Consider the following 16,277-nt stretch of genomic DNA (forward strand, 5'->3'; position numbering starts at 1 on the left):
CTAACCAGCAGCCATGATCGATTGAGAATATGCCGCGACAATAAATGCCTTGGGTGTGTTGGTTGGCCTGCCAAAATAATAGCCCTGCAAAATATCGCATCCTGCCAATTGAAGTGCTTGCAGCTGGCTTTCATTTTCAACGCCCTCAGCTACCACCGACAATCGCAATGACTTTGACAAACCAATAACGCAATGCACCACTGCATCGTCAGCTTTGCCCAAGTGGAAATTCGACACAAATGAGCGATCAATTTTGAGCTTGGTCAGTGGTATGCGCGTTAAATAATTCAACGACGAATATCCGGTGCCAAAATCATCCATGGCGATGCCAACGCCCAGCGCCCGCAACTCATCTAATGTGTGCCTCACCTGCGCGGTATCAAATACAAAGACACCTTCAGTGATTTCCAACTCAAGGCGATGAGGCGATAGCCTGCTTTCAGCAAGAACACGACGCACACAATTGACAATTTGAGCATCGCGCAACTGCAACGGCGATAAATTCACAGCGATGGTAAGATCGTCATACTCCCAAGTCGCAGCCTCTTTGCACGCGGTGGCAAGCGCCCATTCTCCGAGCACATGTATCAATCCAGATTGTTCAGCAACGCTAACAAATTCATCTGGACTAATGTTGCCAAGTTTCGGGTGGCACCACCGAGCCAAAGCCTCAAAACCCATCAACCGGCCGGTCATCGCGCAAACCTGTGGCTGATAATGCAGTTCAAGGCCACCCACTTCCAACGCAATGCGCAATTCACGCTCAATCAACGCCTTTCGGTTCTGCTCTTCTTCAAGTTGTGGCGTATAAATCGTAAAGCCAGCGCGCCCTGCATCTTTCGCGTGATATAGCGCCAAATCACTCCGCTTTAGCAATTGTCGATCATCATCTCCATGCAGTGGGAAAACGGCAGCTCCAATTGAAATACTAGCCACGATATGGCTCATTTCCACTTCAATCGACAATTTCATTGCATCAACGAGTTTTGTGCAAAGCGCAGCAAGATCGGTCGATGAAAAAACATGATCAAGGATGACCACAAATTCGTCGCCAGAAAGTCGATATACATCATTCTTGGTGCCAACTTGTTCATGCAAACGCTTGCCAATTTCCATGAGCACCAGATCGCCCGCACCATGACCATATAGATCGTTGATCTGTTTGAACTTATCGACGTCAATGCTCAGGAGACCAAACTGGAGTTTCTGCGCGGCTGCCAGAGCCACACGTTGCGGCAAATCTTTGTGAAAACGACGCCGGTTCGGCAATCCTGTCAGCGGGTCATAAAACGCTAGACGTATCGCTTCTCTCTCTGCAAGCCGTCGCTGCCGCCCCCAATAAAACAACGTGATCATCACAATCGCGGACAGAACAGCCAGCAATATTGCGGTGACTAGTCCGGTGAATTGAACACCACGCTCCATAACATCCTCGATATGATGGCGTTCAACTTCGACACTAATCACACCACGTGAAGCACCAAAGCGTTGCAACGGAATGAGTACAATCAGTGAAGGCTTGTCTTTGTTGCCAACCGCCCCGCGTGAAAAAACCATGCTTTTCTGGTGACGCATAGCATCTTGTGCCGCTTTTGCGAAATTTACGTTGGACATATCGCGCATTTGTGGCGTACCGCCGGCGATGAACAGCTCACCAAATTTGGTGAAAACCGCATAGCCGCGAATATTGCCAAAGTGCTCAAGTGATTGAAATTCTAGTGGCCGGAACAAGTTGACTTCACTTGGCTCGCTGTCCTTTTGCTGCAACATCGTTGCTGCAAGCCTATCCATCAGACTTACTTCAAATTCGATCGGCTCACCGGGCAAATCAAATTGGCTTTTTATGGACACGACCCAGTCACGGGCGAGTAGCCGTGCATCCAAAGATGACAATTGTTGCACGATTCCGGGAGCCAAAAGGGCTGACGCGACAACGGCCAAAGCAAAGGCCGATAGAAACAAAACAAAAGAACCGGCAAATCCAATTCGGCTCATACAACCCCGCAATTTCTACTCGACCCAGAGACAAAGTAGAACACCGCAATATGACAGTTTTGCAACAAAGTCGCACTCAAAACTTATATTAAACTATTGTTATTTAACGATATTATTCCGCTGAAAGGAACCGAAACACGCCCCACGCAGCAACTGCGCCAAACAGCTGCGCCAAGATAAATGGCAGGATTGAGCTGGGCACAATGCCAGCAAAGCTATCCGAAAATCCACGCGCGATGGTCACGGCTGGGTTAGCAAACGACGTGCTGGCGGTGAACCAATAGGCCGCGGTGATATAAAGGCCAACAGCCATCGCAATTGCGTCACGTTTGAACTTAACAACCAAAAAAATCACCAACACCAGTCCGAACGTCGCTACAAATTCAGCGAACCACTGACCCGCGCCAAAGCGCGGTTTTTGCGACAATTGAAAAAATGGCTCAGCAAACATCATGTGTGCACACCAAACCCCAAATATCCCACCAGCGATCTGCGCCAGAACATATGGCACTCCATCAATCCGCTTGAGATCTCCATTTAGGAACATAGCCAACGTCACGGCGGGGTTGAAATGGGCGCCCGATATTGGACCAAACATGGTAATCAGCACCACCAAAATTGCACCCGTTGGAATGGTATTGCCCAGCAAGGCTATTGCAACGTTACCATCTGCTAGCCGCTCTGCCATGATGCCAGAACCGACAACGGTTGCGAGCAAAAGCGCCGTGCCCAAAAACTCAGCAACCAAAATTTGCGACCGACTAAACATGGGCCGTCTCCATCCTGCCGATATCACGAAGTGCCTGGCGAAATTCTTCATCGCGATTGGTATATTCAAGTCGCAACAAAGCCGATATCCGTGCCAACATCTGAGAATATGTTGTGGCAAAAGCCAATCGCTTTTTCTCTTCGTCCCCCTCAATTGCTGCAGGGTCGGCAACGCCCCAATGGGCGGTAATCGGGTGGCCGGGCCAAACAGGGCAAGTTTCACTTGCTGCGCTGTCGCACACAGTGATCACAATATCGATCGCCGGTGCATTTGCGCCAGTAAACTCGTCCCAGCTCTTGGAGCGAACACCCGAAATGTCGATACCGTTACTCGCCAACACTTCGAGCGCGAATGGGTTTGGTTTGCCTGTTGGTTGAGAGCCTGCAGAATATGCTAAAAACTCTTTTCCACCTAGCTCTGCCATCAATCGCTCAGCAATCACGGATCGCGCCGAATTGCCCGTACACAAGAACAAAATTCCGATTGGTTGATCTGCCATTGCATGCCCCAAAACATCTCAGTTTATGCGGCTCTAATCAGCTTCAATGACAGTTTAATGACAATTGGAGAACAGCGTCTTCTATACGTTGCGTCCCTGATACCCAAGGCCAAGACTATCGCGCACCCGCAAAGCAATTGCCTTGAGATCATCGTTACTCATGTCACCTGTGACCGAGAACGCGATATTCTGATTGAGCCAAACGCAGGTGGTTTTATCTTCACTTGGAACAAACCAATAGCCAACCTCGGCCAGTTGCTCGCTATGCGCCTGCACAAACACCGATATGCGTTCCGCACTCGCCGTTTCGTACGTCATCAACGCACCGGGCAAACCGCCTTGGCCAACAAGTCGAGCACCCACAAACCGAAGCTGATTACTCTCAAGATTTGGGATCGACACGTCAACACCCACCCGCTTTTGGAGCCATCCCGTCGCGACATCTAAACTATCTTGATCAAACTCACCCGGACGGTTCTTGTCCGTGGCAAAAACCTCATGTGCCTCATTGGCCCAAGCGGCCACGCGCAATTGATATTTGACATCCCCGAACGGCAACTGAGACAGACCTAATCCGCCGCCAAAACCTATTGCGAGCAGCAAGCAAGCAGCCAAAGCGTACCGAGTAAGTTGTTGCCAACGATTGTTATCATTATGCGCAGTTGGCAATTCGCTTTGAACATCCGGCACGTCATCCAACGAAAAAGCCTGCTTTAGCGCCAAATCATTTGCCTGCCACTGCTTAACACGTTCTGCTTGCTCTGGATTCTGCGCCAAATAAGTTTCAACTTCTTCGCGCTTGGCTTGGCTCAATTCGCCATCCACATAGGCGACCAAAAGATCATCAGATATATTCATCTTGTTTCACCTCTGGTTTGTTGATCACCATTCATAATCGAACGCAATTGATCACGCGCCCTAGCCAATCGAGACATCACTGTGCCTTTTTGGATGCCTAATATCTGTGCGGCTTCTTTGTAGCTGAGCCCCTCAACCGCCACCAACATCAATATCTGTTTGTGTTCTTGGCTCAGCATTTCCATCGCGGCTTTTACATCGTTCAGTTCGGATGCAGCCAGTTGGCGAGGCGGTTCAGCGGCATCTACCAATTCAACGCTGCCAATATGCGGGCGTTTCTGCACCACTTGGTTCCGATGCAAGTTATGCATGATCTTAAAGAGCCAAGCGCGCGGGTTTGCGGGGCTCCGAAACAGCGACTTCTTTCGGATTGCCCGTTCCAAACAGTCCTGCACCAAGTCATCAGCAAGATCTGGCGCACTGGTCAACGTCCGCGCAAATCTTTGCAACGCGGGGATATGAACCGCAAACTGATCTTCCACCCGAAAATTCAACGCTAAATTATCTCCAATTGACCCGCCGATCATCGGCGAGCCAACTTGTATCCGTCAAGGTGCGATTGCAATGTTGCACCTTGCAACTGCACTAGTACATGGATGGCTTTGCAACGTGCCAAACGCCACCAACACCATCGCCAGAAGTGTCACCAGGCTCTGTATCCCCAACCCAAAGATAAAGCGGCTGTCCTTTATAGGCCCACATCTTCGTGCCGTCCTTGCGCTCAACAACGCTATAATCGCCATCATGCTCGTCAATATCAGCAAATAGCGGCGGCCAATTATCCGCACAGCTATCATAGCAATTGGAAACGCCCGTCTCATCCTTGTCAAAAGTATAGAGCGTCATATTGTTCTTGTCGGCGAGCACCTTGCCAAGGTCCGTTTCATATTGCTGGACCGGAATATGACCCGCGGCAAACGCTACGCCACCTGCAACAATCGCAACAATTGCGGCACCTGAAATTTTTGAAAATATCGACATTTTGATCTCCCATATTTGTTTGATGAATATGGAGACAACAGTTCCAGTGCGTTTTTATTCCCAAAAATCTTGAAAATGTTCAGAGTGACTTCATGCGGCTACTTAATTTCGATCCTCAATGTCAGCGTTTCGGGCAAATCTTTGCCAAATTTCGCATCGTCTGGGATTTTCCAAGCGAGCTGTGTAGAGTTTTGATCTCGCCCAAGCTTTACGCCATGAAGATATACATCTGCATCAAACCTATTTGTATTTGGAATAGAACCCGGCACAAGGGAAATCACGAAGCGATAACCCGGCAAGGGATAAAATGCATCATTCTTTGTGGCTTGCATTTCTCCCAAATGCTGCCGCTCAGTAAGCGACTTGATGAACCCCAATAGTGTCTCAATCGCGGCTTCATTCTCCCAATAAGCGTCGCCAGCGATCATCATTCGCGCGTATGCTTCAGAAACTGCCATCTGCGCTGCCGCATAATCTACCAGCGCTCCGCCTTCAATGACTTCCGCTGCGGCACGCTTAAACCCCTCTTTGGTCAGCTCCTTTGCAATGTTCTGACCTGCTTCAGCCAAGATAGACTTCACCACGCCTTTGAACCCGGCTTTGCCAATGGCTTCGCCCAGCTTTTGTGCAGCCTCGCGCGAAGCCATATCTTTTTTGGCCATTTGCCTCAAAAGGCCGTCGTTCGGGGTTAATCCTTCGGCAGCAAGCGACTGCAAAAGCGAACGATGCGCGCCCGACGCATTTGCGGTTTCAGCGGCGGTTGCCATTGCTACAAGCGTGCGATAGGGCAAAGCCATTGTTTCCCGAGCGACGATCGTTTTGATCGAGTTTTCACCATCTTCAAAGGTGTAGGCTGGCGAGTCATTTTCAATCGCATCTTCCTGCTTGAGCTGAGGGATATCCCGGAAAAGCCCTGTTGCATCATAATATGAGGGTCCGGCAAGCGCGACGCCACCCACAACATATTTCGAGCCGCCAGCCACGTTTGTTGCAATTTGCCCAACTGCTTCCGCCAAAACGCCTCCGGGCCCTCCACGCGAGGCTAGGGCGAGATTTGCCGCTGAAGCCTGCACCTCGATCATAAATTGATAGGCAACCGACAAAGCACCCCTTAGCGCCAAATCATCAGAAGCATCATTTGCGTCGGCAACTGCCGCTTCCAGCGCCTTGTTGGCTGCACGACGTGCCTCCATCAGTTTCTGCTTGTTCTTCGAACGCGCACTAACTTCCTCATAGGCGCTTTTGATTAAGTTCTGGATTTTGCGAAGTCCCTCCACATCGGTGGGCTCAAGCACCGCTTGCTCAGTTTCGACCCGCAATATCGTGCCACCCAGCCCATCCAGATACCTCATATAGCGTTCAGAGGGTTTGACCATTCCATCTCGCGTCTTCTCAATTCGCTTTTCAATCTGATCGATAGTGCGAACAAACTCATCTGCATAATTCTTGAAATTTTCTAGATCAGATTCATGACGCGAAATGGCATCAATTCGTCTTTTGGCTAGCAACTGAGGAACATCGACACCACGGGCACCTAATCCCGCAATTTCCCGATCTATTTTCGATAAGTGTTCGGCGCTCTCTTTGACGAACCTTTGCCGTTCACCCAGCACCATCGCCATGCGACTCTTTTCCGCCGCCAAATCACCAATTGCCCGCTCATGTGCCGCAACTGCGTCCTTGAAACCCTGTTTGATCTTGGTCTCTTCAAGGTCCTTTTTTGTGCGATCAATTGATGCCCAGCCAATAGTGAACCATGCATCTGGCTCAGGAATTGTCGTGCTGAGCGCAAGTTCTGCGGCATGGCTGCTCGGGTCGATCCCCTTTGCCCGCATGTCATCTAGATAGGGCGAAGGAATTTTCTGCCCCTCCCAAAACAAAGCTTCAGAGATGTTCAAGTGCAGAGCAAAATTCGCCATAGCCTTGCCAAAAACGGTTTGCCCATCAGTTGTTTTTCGCGATGAAATAGCTTCTCGAATTTGCTTTAAGGTCGGCACAGATTTGCGCGACGTCCACAGATCCAATTCAGACTGGTGATGTGCTGCATAATTCTCAATCAACTGCTTTTGGCCTGGGAAGTTCACTCGGAATGAACGATCCTCCAGCGTCGCCGTTGTGCACAAAATGTATTGCGCTTTTTTAATCATGAAAGCGCGCAGTTCCTCGCCAGAATCTGGAACGCTACTCATTCCGGCGGGATCAAGCTGACACTCTTGAGCACGCAAACTTGTGGTGCCAATAAGAAAGCACATCAAAAGTCCCACAGAAAACAAGCAACGACTTACAGCTTTGGTTCTTGTGCGCATGGTATTTCCTTGCCCCTCAGCAACTGCCTAGTTTCGTGAAAACACTGGTCAGTCTAAGACCAAATGGCCAAAATGGGCAAACTAGGCAACCAGTTGAAAACGGCTTCTGTGCAACAACTTGTAGGATCTACCGCTTCAAAGGTTTGGCAAGCGGCTGAAAACCAGCCATGCGTGGACATTGTGGGCAACAAGAAACAGCCCCGCAAAACCAAAGAAGACAACATTTCGCCAGGCGATGCGGGCATCAATGGCGCGTTGGCCAATCATGCCAATGCCCACAATCCATATTGCTGGCGTATAAGCAGGGGCCAAAAATCCAAAAAAGCTTGTCGCCCAAACCCCATCGGGCGCAGCGACGATTGCCCATTGGCACAATATGTATAGTGCAAGGCCAATCACATATATGGCGAACCCCAATTTCTGTGTGCTCGTGCGCCATTCAATAAGCATAATTGCCGACAGTCCGATCACAGCAAACCGAGAAACATTCTCAACCCAACCAAGCGCCTGCGGAATGTCCCGCCAAAAAATCTCGGGCTGATAGGCAGCGCTCAAATTTGGCCAGAAGGAAAAACTCACCAAAAGCGGTGGCACCCAAAACCATATGCAGCTTCTCAAATAGGCAAAGTATTGGGTCATTGGCATTCTCCTTGCCTCCAACCTAGCACCCAACGACGCGCCCACCTTGGCATAAATCAAAAAAGGCGGGTCAATTACGACCCGCCAGTGCAACAATCAAAGGGTTATTCAAGTTCTAGTTTTTGAGGTAAGTCGCGTTGTTTGCGTCTTCAACAGCCGATCGGAATTGCTCTAGCAATGCCACACCCTCATCACCAAGCGCTTCTTCAACGTGTGCCAACACGGCAGGCTGTGCCGCATCCTTGAAGGCTTGACGATCTTCAGCGGTCAAAGCCGTCACTTCGATTTTGTCCATCAATCCAGCAAGCCCACGATCAGAAGCTTCAATGATACGGCTAATGCCACGGCTTGCTGTTACGCAAGACTTGGCAGCGTAATTGATTACCCGTTGCTCTTCAGGTGTTAGCGAGTTCCAGAAGCTATCCGAAATCATGAATGTATATGGCGAGAACAAATGATTGGTCAGCGTCATATATTGTTGGACTTCAGCAAAGTTTGCGAATGAAATGATCGGCACAGGGTTCATTTGCCCGTCGATCACGCCTGTTTGCAATCCAGAATAAACTTCGCCCCATGACAATGGATATGCTTCGCCGCCCAGTGCTTGAATGATCTTTTGGTGTGAAGGCAAAGTCATTGTGCGCACCCGAATGCCATCAAAATCATCCAGCGTTTTGATTGGGCGTTTTGAGTTGGTAATCGCAAAGAACCCGCCCGTATCTGGGAAACCAAGAACTTTCGCATTTGGGATGCTCGCTTCTATATCGGCAGCGAGCGCAGCGCCAAATGGACCGTCAAACACATCATAAGTGGCCGCGTTGTGGTCAAATGCAAAGGCAAGGTTCAACACGTCGATCCGCGGGTAATAAGATGAGATTGCACCTGTTGAGGTCAACGTGGCTTGAATCACATTGTCTTGCAAGAACTGCACATGTTCTGAAGCAGAGCCAAGTTGGTTTGATGGAAACACCTCAACCTTAACCGAGCCATTTGTGTCCGCGTTGACGATATTGGCAAATACGGCGGTACAAGCATGAGCGGGGTTTTCAAACGGGTCGGTTTTGTTGTCATGTGCAAATTTGAGCACCTTCGTGTCTGCAAATGCGCCCGACGCAGTTGCAACAACGGTTGCTCCTAACGCCAATCCCAATCCAAGTTTTTTAAAATCCATTTATCTTCTCCCTCTAGGATTCTCGGGCCAGTTGAATTTTGGCTTGACCCGCGTGCCAATGGCGCGATGCGCCCTCTACGCAAATCCGAGCATTCGGGGCACCCACAGCGCCAAATCTTCGAAAAATGCAAAGATGAACAAGACGGCCACTTCGGCCAGCAAAAACGGCCAAAGCTTTGCAGCGATCCGCTCCAAGCGTTCGCCCGTTACAGACGACAAAACAAACAGGCAGGCGCCAACAGGCGGGGTCATCAATGAAATGTTGAGTGCCAAAACAAAGATGATGCCGGCGTGAATTGGCTCAAGGCCAATCGAAGCGGTAAGTGGCACCAAAACCGGTGCCAAGATGATCAAAATGGCGGTAATATCCATCACCATACCGATGGCCAACAGCAGACCAATGATCAGCGCAATGATGACGTAGCGGTTATCAGAAACTGACAAGATTTGCGTCGCGATTGCTTGCGGGATTTGGTTGAAGCTCAACCACCAGCCAACAATAGAGGCAAATGCAATAATAACGAAAATGACACCAGTCACCCGCGCCGTGCGGATAAGCATTTGAATGAGATCATTGATTCGAATTTTGCGATAAACGAAGACACCAATGAACAATGCATAGCCAACGGCAATCGAAGCCGCTTCCGTTGGTGTGACAATGCCGCCCAAAATACCACCGAGAATTATCACCGGCATAATCAAAGCCAAAATCGACTGCTTGAACGTCGCCCAGATTTTTGGCAGCCGCGCCCGCTCTTCGGCTTGTGGCAAATTGTTCGCACGCGCACCGATTGCAATCACCGCCATACACACAGCACAGATGATTAGACCGGGCAATATACCAGCCGCAAACAGTCCGCCAATTGAAACACCCATCAAAGAGCCATAAACAACCATCAAGCCAGACGGCGGAATAGTTGGACCGATAATCGACCCCGCAGCAGTCACGGCGCAGGCATAATCTCGGTCATACCCTTCTTTCACCATTGCAGGCACCAGCGTTTTGCCGAACGCTGCCGCATCTGCCGTTGCTGCCCCCGTAAGACCCGCAAAGAAGACTGATGCGAGCATATTGGTGTGCGCTAACCCGCCTCTAAAGTGACCAACCAGAACCTGCGCAAGCAACACCAAGCGATTGGTTATGCCGGTGTGGTTCATAATCTCGCCAGCGAGGATGAAGAACGGCATGGCAAGAAACGGGAAGATGTTTAGCCCGTTGAACATTTTGCCCGGACCAAGTGCAAAGAAATTCTCCCCACCAATTTGGAACAAGCCAATCACCCCGGCCACGCCAAGAGCAAACCCAATCGGCAATCCCAAAACAACAAAGGCGACGAAAGCAAGGGCAACGATCATTCGGTCATCCCCGCTATAGAAGGCTCACGCAGTGCGCCCTGATCCCGCAGTGCCACAAGCAATGTCTGAATGGCGCAAAGTGCACCTGCAACGGGTATCGACAAAAATGGAATGAACAGGGTCGCGCCAAAGATCATCGCCTGCCGGTTGGCACCGGTTTGTGCGAACGCCAGCCCGTACCAAGCCACATAGACAAAAAGAGCAAAAGTCACCGCATCCAAAGCCAGAACAATCACGCGGCGGAACCGATCCGGAATTTTTGAAATCAGCATCAGAAGGCCAATATGCTCGCGCCTTGCAATGCCCGCAGAAATCGCAAGCATCGCGGCCCATATCATCAAGTAGCGCGCCAGCACTTCGGGCCAAGGCAGCTGCCAATGAAAAATGTAGCGGTCAACAACGCCAATCCAAACATCAAGCACCAAGAGGACCATGAGCAATGCAACGACACGCTCCACGATCCAATTCAGTCTTGCACTCAGCATGCGCGCATATTCTGACAACTTATCCCCTCCACACCTCTCATATGTAGTAAAACTACAAATATGTTAGATTATATTGCGTGTAAAGGGCAATTTATGTAGTTTCACAAACGAAAAAGCATTTTATGTGCACAGGGTCGCGAATCGTGCACTTATCTTTTTCGCAAAAAATGCATGTGCTCGAACGCGGCGAAACCGCCGCATTGCCTAGAGCGCAAACACATTTTGCATCGACTTGGGAGATAACTTTTGACTGCAGCTTTGGACATCATTTCGCAAATTCGCCAAAATGACGGCAACTACAATGCGCGCGAGCAGCAAGTCGCTAGCTACATCCTGAAAAACTTAGAGACCGTTTCCGAAATGTCAGTCGCCGCCCTTGCGGACGCAGCAAACGTTTCTGAACCGACGGTTATCCGCTTTTGCAGATCATTGGGTTGCGCCGGGTTCAAGGATTTCAAAATTCGTTTGGCGCAAAATGTTGCGGTTTCATTGCAATATCTCGACACACGCGACGAGGCAGAGCACGAGCCGCAAAACCTCATCGATCAAGTATTCCAAACGCTTTACGTCACCGCCAACATCGCGCGCTCGCAATTGGACGAAGAAACGATCAAGCTCGCAGCTGAGCATATCAACAATGCTGAAAAACTAATCTTTTGCGGCGTCGGCGGCGGATCGACAACGGTTGCCTTTGACGCGGCAAATCGCTTCTTCCGTCTTGGCTATTCCGCGGTTGCGGTCTCAGATGCCTATCTACAGCGGATGCACGCCGCAACACTTGGCAAGCGCGACGCCATCATTTTTATCTCGGCCACCGGCCTACCACGATCCAACATTGATAGCGCCAATGTTGCTAAACAATATGGCGCGAAAACCATCGCACTGACCAAGGCAGATTCACCCTTAGCCCAAGCGTGCGACCTAACCATTGGCCTTAGCCTGCCAGAAGACCCAGACATCTATAAGCCCACCGCATCTCGCTTGGTTTTCTTAGCCACAATAGACATTATTGCGGCCACCGTTGCACGGCTGCGCCCAGACGAGACCAAGGAAAAGCTGCGCCGCATTCGCTCCAGCCTGACCGCCATTCACGGCGACACCGGCCCGCAACCGATCGGTGACTAAAGCAAAAAGTGCCCCTGAACATTAGTCCAGGAGCACCTTCTAGCGTTCAAATTGGGAGGCAATTTGCCCGGCTATTATTCTGCAGCGGTGATTGAATCTTCAACGCTAAGAACACCGCGTTCAATTTGCTCGCGCTCAATTGATTCAAACAATGCGCGGAAATTACCTTCGCCAAAGCCTTCATCACCTTTGCGCTGAATGAACTCAAAGAAGATCGGGCCAATGACTGTCTTGGAGAAAATCTGCAGCAAGATTTTCGTCATGCCACCATCAATCACGCCTTCTCCGTCAATCAAAATGCCATGCTTGGCCATCCGATCGAGCGGCTCATCATGTCCGCTCACCCGATCTGAGGACATATCGTAATATGTCTGCGGTGGGCCAGGCATAAACTTCAATTCGTTGTCCGCCAACTTGTCGGTAGAGGTGTAAATATCATCACAACCAACCGCGATATGCTGAATGCCTTCACCCTTGTATTTTTTCAAATACTCTTCGATTTGGCTGGTTTCGTCTTTTGACTCATTCAGCGGAATGCGGATCTTTCCACATGGCGAGGTAATCGCACGGCTGGTCAATCCAGTAATCCGGCCATCAATGTCAAAGAAGTGGATTTGCTTAAAGCCGAACATGTCGCGGTAAAAGTCCCACCACTTGTCCATATTGCCGCGATACACATTGTGGGTCAGATGGTCGAGATAGTAAAAACCAACCCCTTCCGGACGCGGGTTGGCTTCTGCGAGCCAATCATAATCCGCGTCATAGGCTGACCCTTTATCCCCATAGGTATCGATGAAATATAGAAGCGATCCGCCAATGCCCAAAATTGCTGGCGCATCAATGCACTTGTCATCGCCTTCATATGGCGTTGCGCCCTTTTTGACAGCGTGATCAAACGCATGCTGCGCATCAACAACCCGCCATGCCATAGAAGGCGCACAGGGGCCATGAAGATCGACGAATTTACCGCCAAAGCTCGATTTTTCGCCATTCAAAATGTAATTCACATCGCCTTGGCGCCACAAAGAAATGTTCTTAGATTTATGTGTCGCAACTTTTGCGTAGCCCATTTTGGTGAAAAGCTCTTCCAACTTTTCTGGCTCATCATGCGCAAATTCTACAAATTCAAAACCGTCTGTACCCGCTGGGTTGCTCTCGCTAATGGTGGCAACCGGGGCGTCGTGAGGAAATGGACCCATTTCAAACTCTCCCTATCATGTTCTCTGCTGTCAATTATTGCGCATAATCCATGCAAGAGGCTTGCAAAATTTCACATATTCATCAAAAATACGCACACTTCACGCAATATTAGGCGTATACATGCACAGTTATGACATAATTGATCGATTTGACCGCGCGATCCTCGCACTTTTGCAAAAAGATGCGCGCCTGACCAACAACGAATTGTCCGAACAAGTAAACCTGTCCCCTTCTCAATGTTCGCGCCGCCGCACGCGGCTAGAAGATGACGGCTTGATCGCCGGTTACCATGCCAAATTGGACCGCGAGAAAGTCGGCCTGGGCATTGTCACCATCATTAACGTGACCCTTGCTACCCACAATCCAGACAACTCCAAACGCTTCGCGGCACTGATTTCAGATCTTCCCGAAGTCCAAGAAGCGCACGCTTTGACCGGCGAAATGGACTATTTCATCAAAGTCGTCGCGCCTGACCTCAACGGCTTACGCGAATTCGTCAATGATGTTCTTTTGCCTCATGAATCCGTGCAGAACGTGAAAACCTCAATTGTGTTGGAGACCTTGAAGGACACATCGAGCTTGCCCTTGGGGTAAGTTCGCCATTCCCCTCATCCTGAGCTTGTCGAAGGATGGGCCCTTGTTGATGGCCCACCTCGCCTTTATTAGTCCGCCTCGCCCTTCGACAAGCTCAGGTTGAGGCTTCTTTCACGCCGCCGTCGCCTATGGTGTTTCCCCGGCCACACCCTCTCCCGTCATCCCCGCGTAGTCGGGGATCCAGGCAAGAATGTCAAAAGTACCAAAGCGCTTCATTTCAACGCAACAACGCAAAGCTCTCAACCACCAGCATCTCCGCCATGTTTCCATGCGAAGTTTACCAAGTGATGCGATAGCGCGAGACAATGAACGCCTCTGTAGTTGCGCAAAAAGTAAGTAGAGACAAACAATGTCTCGCGCTCAGCCAAATGCTGCTTGACTTCAAACTGCCCCGAGGTGCTCACCCATTTATCCCCTTCCCTGCATCCGTGATGTCTGTGGTCATCACGCGGAGCTAAAAACTCCAATTGGGCACAGACCCAATAATGACTGACAGGTGCCTTCGGCGTCAGACTGGACAATTTGCAACCAAGCGAAGCACAAACGTCTTGCACTTCATTTGACCCAGCTTTCTTTATGAATGGTTTGGTGTGACCCCGCATCAAGTGCGGGGTGGTGCGGTTCATGTATAGGATTTACCAAACCCACCGAACCGTCCCGTACAACTAAGTGGCGTTCGCGCCACGCAGGCTGATACGGGACCTACACAATTCCATACCTCTTCACGACCCCAACAACGCGTCCGTTGTCCGCAAGGTCTTCAAGAAAGCTGCAAGCAGTGTAACGCGCTCAGACAGGGCGGGGATAAGTTTTTGGCCAGCACGCAGGCAAGGTTGTTTTTGAGCTTTATGATTTTTGTTTTCCTGATACAGAAATTGTATGATTGATCCAACTGCAGATAATGCCGCTTTCCGTTTCGTTCAACGTATTCCAGACACCCAACTTGGCCTGCGTTTGATGCATTGTTTGGCTTATGCCAACCTCGGCAGAACGCCCAGCAACATCACGATTGAACGTGCTGCAATTCATGGCAAAACCGGGCACTCGATCCCCATCACCATTGCGCGACCCAAAGCGGAAAGAGATGGACTGCCGATTTTGTTGCATTTTCACGGCGGCGGCTATGCCATCGGCGCGCCGCGCCAAGATATAGGCTTGTTTTCAAGGTTAATTGATGCCGCGCCGTGCATTATCATCGCACCTCATTATCGCCGGTCTTTTCAAGCGCGCTACCCTGCTGCATTGGAAGATTGTTATGATGTACTTTGTTGGGTTCGCGACAATGCAGTACAATTGGGCGGACGTGCCGACCAAATCATGGTCATGGGCGAAAGCGCCGGCGGCGGCCTTGCCGCAGCGATTTGCATTGCCGCACGCGACCGTGGCGACGTGAATATTGCTGCGCAATTTCCGCTTTATGCAATGCTGGACAATCGCACAACTTCAACAAATCTTGCGCTTAATGATCTGTCGTGGACGCCTGGAAAGAACAAACTAGCTTGGGACCTCTATGTTGGACCCGAAGACAAAGACATGCCCGCAACTGCGGTGCCCGCGCGTACAGATAATCTGGCAAAATTGCCACCTGCAATCGGCTTTGTAGGCAGTTGCGACCTTTTCATGCAAGAGAACATTGCCTATTTCACTGCGCTTGAAACGGCGGGAGTTCAGACCAACTTTAAACTGATTGATGGTGCATACCATGGCGTGGAAGTTTTTGCGCCAGATTCAAATTCTGGACGCATCGCGATGGACTACTTGCTTACCATGTTTGAAAAGAGCGTCAAATCTCACTTCGCCCCGCAAAAAGAAAAACAAATGACACAAAAGGCGCGTAGCTAGTGCTTGATTGACAGCAATCACCAATTCTGTGAGGCTCAAAATAGGCAGCATCAGACCAACTGGGGGAACTGGCAATGAGACGATTTTTAACTCTATGCATCGCAATTGCTTTGGCGCTTGTTACAGCGTTGCCGCTACCGGCGATGGCTGCCTGTGCAAATGGAAAATGCTGGGGCGCGGTGGGCGTTGGCCCAAACGGTGCTTGGGGTAACGCATATGATTACCCTTCCCAAAATGCAGCGGCGCAGGCTGTACAAAGCCGCTGTGGTGGCAACTGCACTACCATAAAAACCTTCTACAATTCATGCGGCGCTATTGCGCAAGGTGATTATGGTGGCTGGGGCTGGGCATGGAATGTCTACAAAGATGAAGCGCTAAGCAGCGCCATTGCCTATTGCGTACCAAATGACCGCAATTGCCGCGTGACGGTTTGGGCCTGCACGTCAAGGTAGGATAT

Annotated in this window: 16 protein-coding genes; 4 read left to right on the plus strand and 12 right to left on the minus strand. The window is 50.2% G+C overall.

The features are described from left to right. The 11 genes from QQL65_RS03110 to QQL65_RS03160 all read right to left on the minus strand — a co-directional run bounded on the left by QQL65_RS03110 (position 1) and on the right by QQL65_RS03160 (position 11,077). Positions 1 to 1,995, minus strand: a complete 1,995-nt coding sequence (locus QQL65_RS03110) for a putative bifunctional diguanylate cyclase/phosphodiesterase (RefSeq protein ID WP_284361959.1) — start codon at positions 1,993 to 1,995, stop codon at positions 1 to 3. 112 nt (positions 1,996 to 2,107) lie between these two features. Beyond that, positions 2,108 to 2,764, minus strand: coding sequence for an MIP/aquaporin family protein (locus QQL65_RS03115; protein WP_284361960.1), 657 nt, complete (start codon positions 2,762 to 2,764; stop codon positions 2,108 to 2,110). Further along, complete coding sequence (locus tag QQL65_RS03120) at positions 2,757 to 3,263, minus strand: arsenate reductase ArsC (protein WP_284361962.1); 507 nt, start codon at positions 3,261 to 3,263, stop codon at positions 2,757 to 2,759. Before QQL65_RS03120 ends, QQL65_RS03115 begins: the two co-directional genes overlap by 8 nt. Positions 3,264 to 3,344: 81 nt before the next feature. Beyond that, complete coding sequence (locus tag QQL65_RS03125; RefSeq protein ID WP_284361963.1) at positions 3,345 to 4,121, minus strand: anti-sigma factor family protein; 777 nt, start codon at positions 4,119 to 4,121, stop codon at positions 3,345 to 3,347. Then, entirely contained in the window at positions 4,118 to 4,615 is a 498-nt protein-coding gene (locus tag QQL65_RS03130; protein ID WP_284361965.1) for a sigma-70 family RNA polymerase sigma factor, read from the minus strand. Before QQL65_RS03130 ends, QQL65_RS03125 begins: the two co-directional genes overlap by 4 nt. Positions 4,616 to 4,706: 91 nt before the next feature. Beyond that, entirely contained in the window at positions 4,707 to 5,102 is a 396-nt protein-coding gene (locus QQL65_RS03135; RefSeq protein ID WP_284361966.1) for a COG4315 family predicted lipoprotein, read from the minus strand. 98 nt (positions 5,103 to 5,200) lie between these two features. Continuing rightward, positions 5,201 to 7,408 carry a hypothetical protein gene (locus QQL65_RS03140; RefSeq protein ID WP_284361967.1) on the minus strand — a complete coding sequence of 736 codons (2,208 nt, stop codon included), beginning with the start codon at positions 7,406 to 7,408 and terminating at the stop codon, positions 5,201 to 5,203. 135 nt (positions 7,409 to 7,543) lie between these two features. After that, on the minus strand, positions 7,544 to 8,047 hold the full coding sequence (locus QQL65_RS03145) for a hypothetical protein (RefSeq protein WP_284361969.1): 504 nt from the start codon (positions 8,045 to 8,047) through the stop codon (positions 7,544 to 7,546). A gap of 115 nt (positions 8,048 to 8,162) precedes the next feature. Beyond that, positions 8,163 to 9,218, minus strand: a complete 1,056-nt coding sequence (locus QQL65_RS03150) for a TRAP transporter substrate-binding protein (RefSeq protein WP_284361971.1) — start codon at positions 9,216 to 9,218, stop codon at positions 8,163 to 8,165. Between the two features lie 75 nt (positions 9,219 to 9,293). Then, positions 9,294 to 10,574 (minus strand): TRAP transporter large permease, encoded by a 1,281-nt coding sequence (locus QQL65_RS03155; protein ID WP_284361973.1) that lies wholly within the window; start codon positions 10,572 to 10,574, stop codon positions 9,294 to 9,296. Further along, positions 10,571 to 11,077 carry a TRAP transporter small permease gene (locus tag QQL65_RS03160; RefSeq protein ID WP_284361974.1) on the minus strand — a complete coding sequence of 169 codons (507 nt, stop codon included), beginning with the start codon at positions 11,075 to 11,077 and terminating at the stop codon, positions 10,571 to 10,573. Before QQL65_RS03160 ends, QQL65_RS03155 begins: the two co-directional genes overlap by 4 nt. 228 nt (positions 11,078 to 11,305) lie before the next feature. Here QQL65_RS03160 and QQL65_RS03165 point away from each other — a divergent pair, with 228 nt between their 5' ends. Next, positions 11,306 to 12,184 (plus strand): MurR/RpiR family transcriptional regulator, encoded by an 879-nt coding sequence (locus QQL65_RS03165; protein WP_284361975.1) that lies wholly within the window; start codon positions 11,306 to 11,308, stop codon positions 12,182 to 12,184. 74 nt (positions 12,185 to 12,258) lie between these two features. Here the strand turns inward: QQL65_RS03165 and hppD are convergent, their stop codons facing one another. Then, on the minus strand, positions 12,259 to 13,383 hold the full coding sequence (hppD, locus tag QQL65_RS03170) for a 4-hydroxyphenylpyruvate dioxygenase (protein ID WP_284361976.1): 1,125 nt from the start codon (positions 13,381 to 13,383) through the stop codon (positions 12,259 to 12,261). Positions 13,384 to 13,504: 121 nt separating this feature from the next. On the opposite strand from hppD, the gene QQL65_RS03175 reads away from it, so the two are divergent. The 3 genes from QQL65_RS03175 to QQL65_RS03185 all read left to right on the plus strand — a co-directional run bounded on the left by QQL65_RS03175 (position 13,505) and on the right by QQL65_RS03185 (position 16,272). Further along, positions 13,505 to 13,978, plus strand: a complete 474-nt coding sequence (locus QQL65_RS03175) for an Lrp/AsnC family transcriptional regulator (protein ID WP_284361978.1) — start codon at positions 13,505 to 13,507, stop codon at positions 13,976 to 13,978. 879 nt (positions 13,979 to 14,857) lie between these two features. Continuing rightward, positions 14,858 to 15,820 (plus strand): alpha/beta hydrolase, encoded by a 963-nt coding sequence (locus QQL65_RS03180; protein WP_284361980.1) that lies wholly within the window; start codon positions 14,858 to 14,860, stop codon positions 15,818 to 15,820. A gap of 74 nt (positions 15,821 to 15,894) precedes the next feature. Then, on the plus strand, positions 15,895 to 16,272 hold the full coding sequence (locus QQL65_RS03185) for a DUF4189 domain-containing protein (RefSeq protein WP_284361981.1): 378 nt from the start codon (positions 15,895 to 15,897) through the stop codon (positions 16,270 to 16,272). Positions 16,273 to 16,277: the final 5 nt, after the last annotated feature.

It is taken from the genome of Maritalea porphyrae (assembly GCF_030159895.1).
GTDB classification, from domain to species: domain Bacteria; phylum Pseudomonadota; class Alphaproteobacteria; order Rhizobiales; family Devosiaceae; genus Maritalea; species Maritalea porphyrae.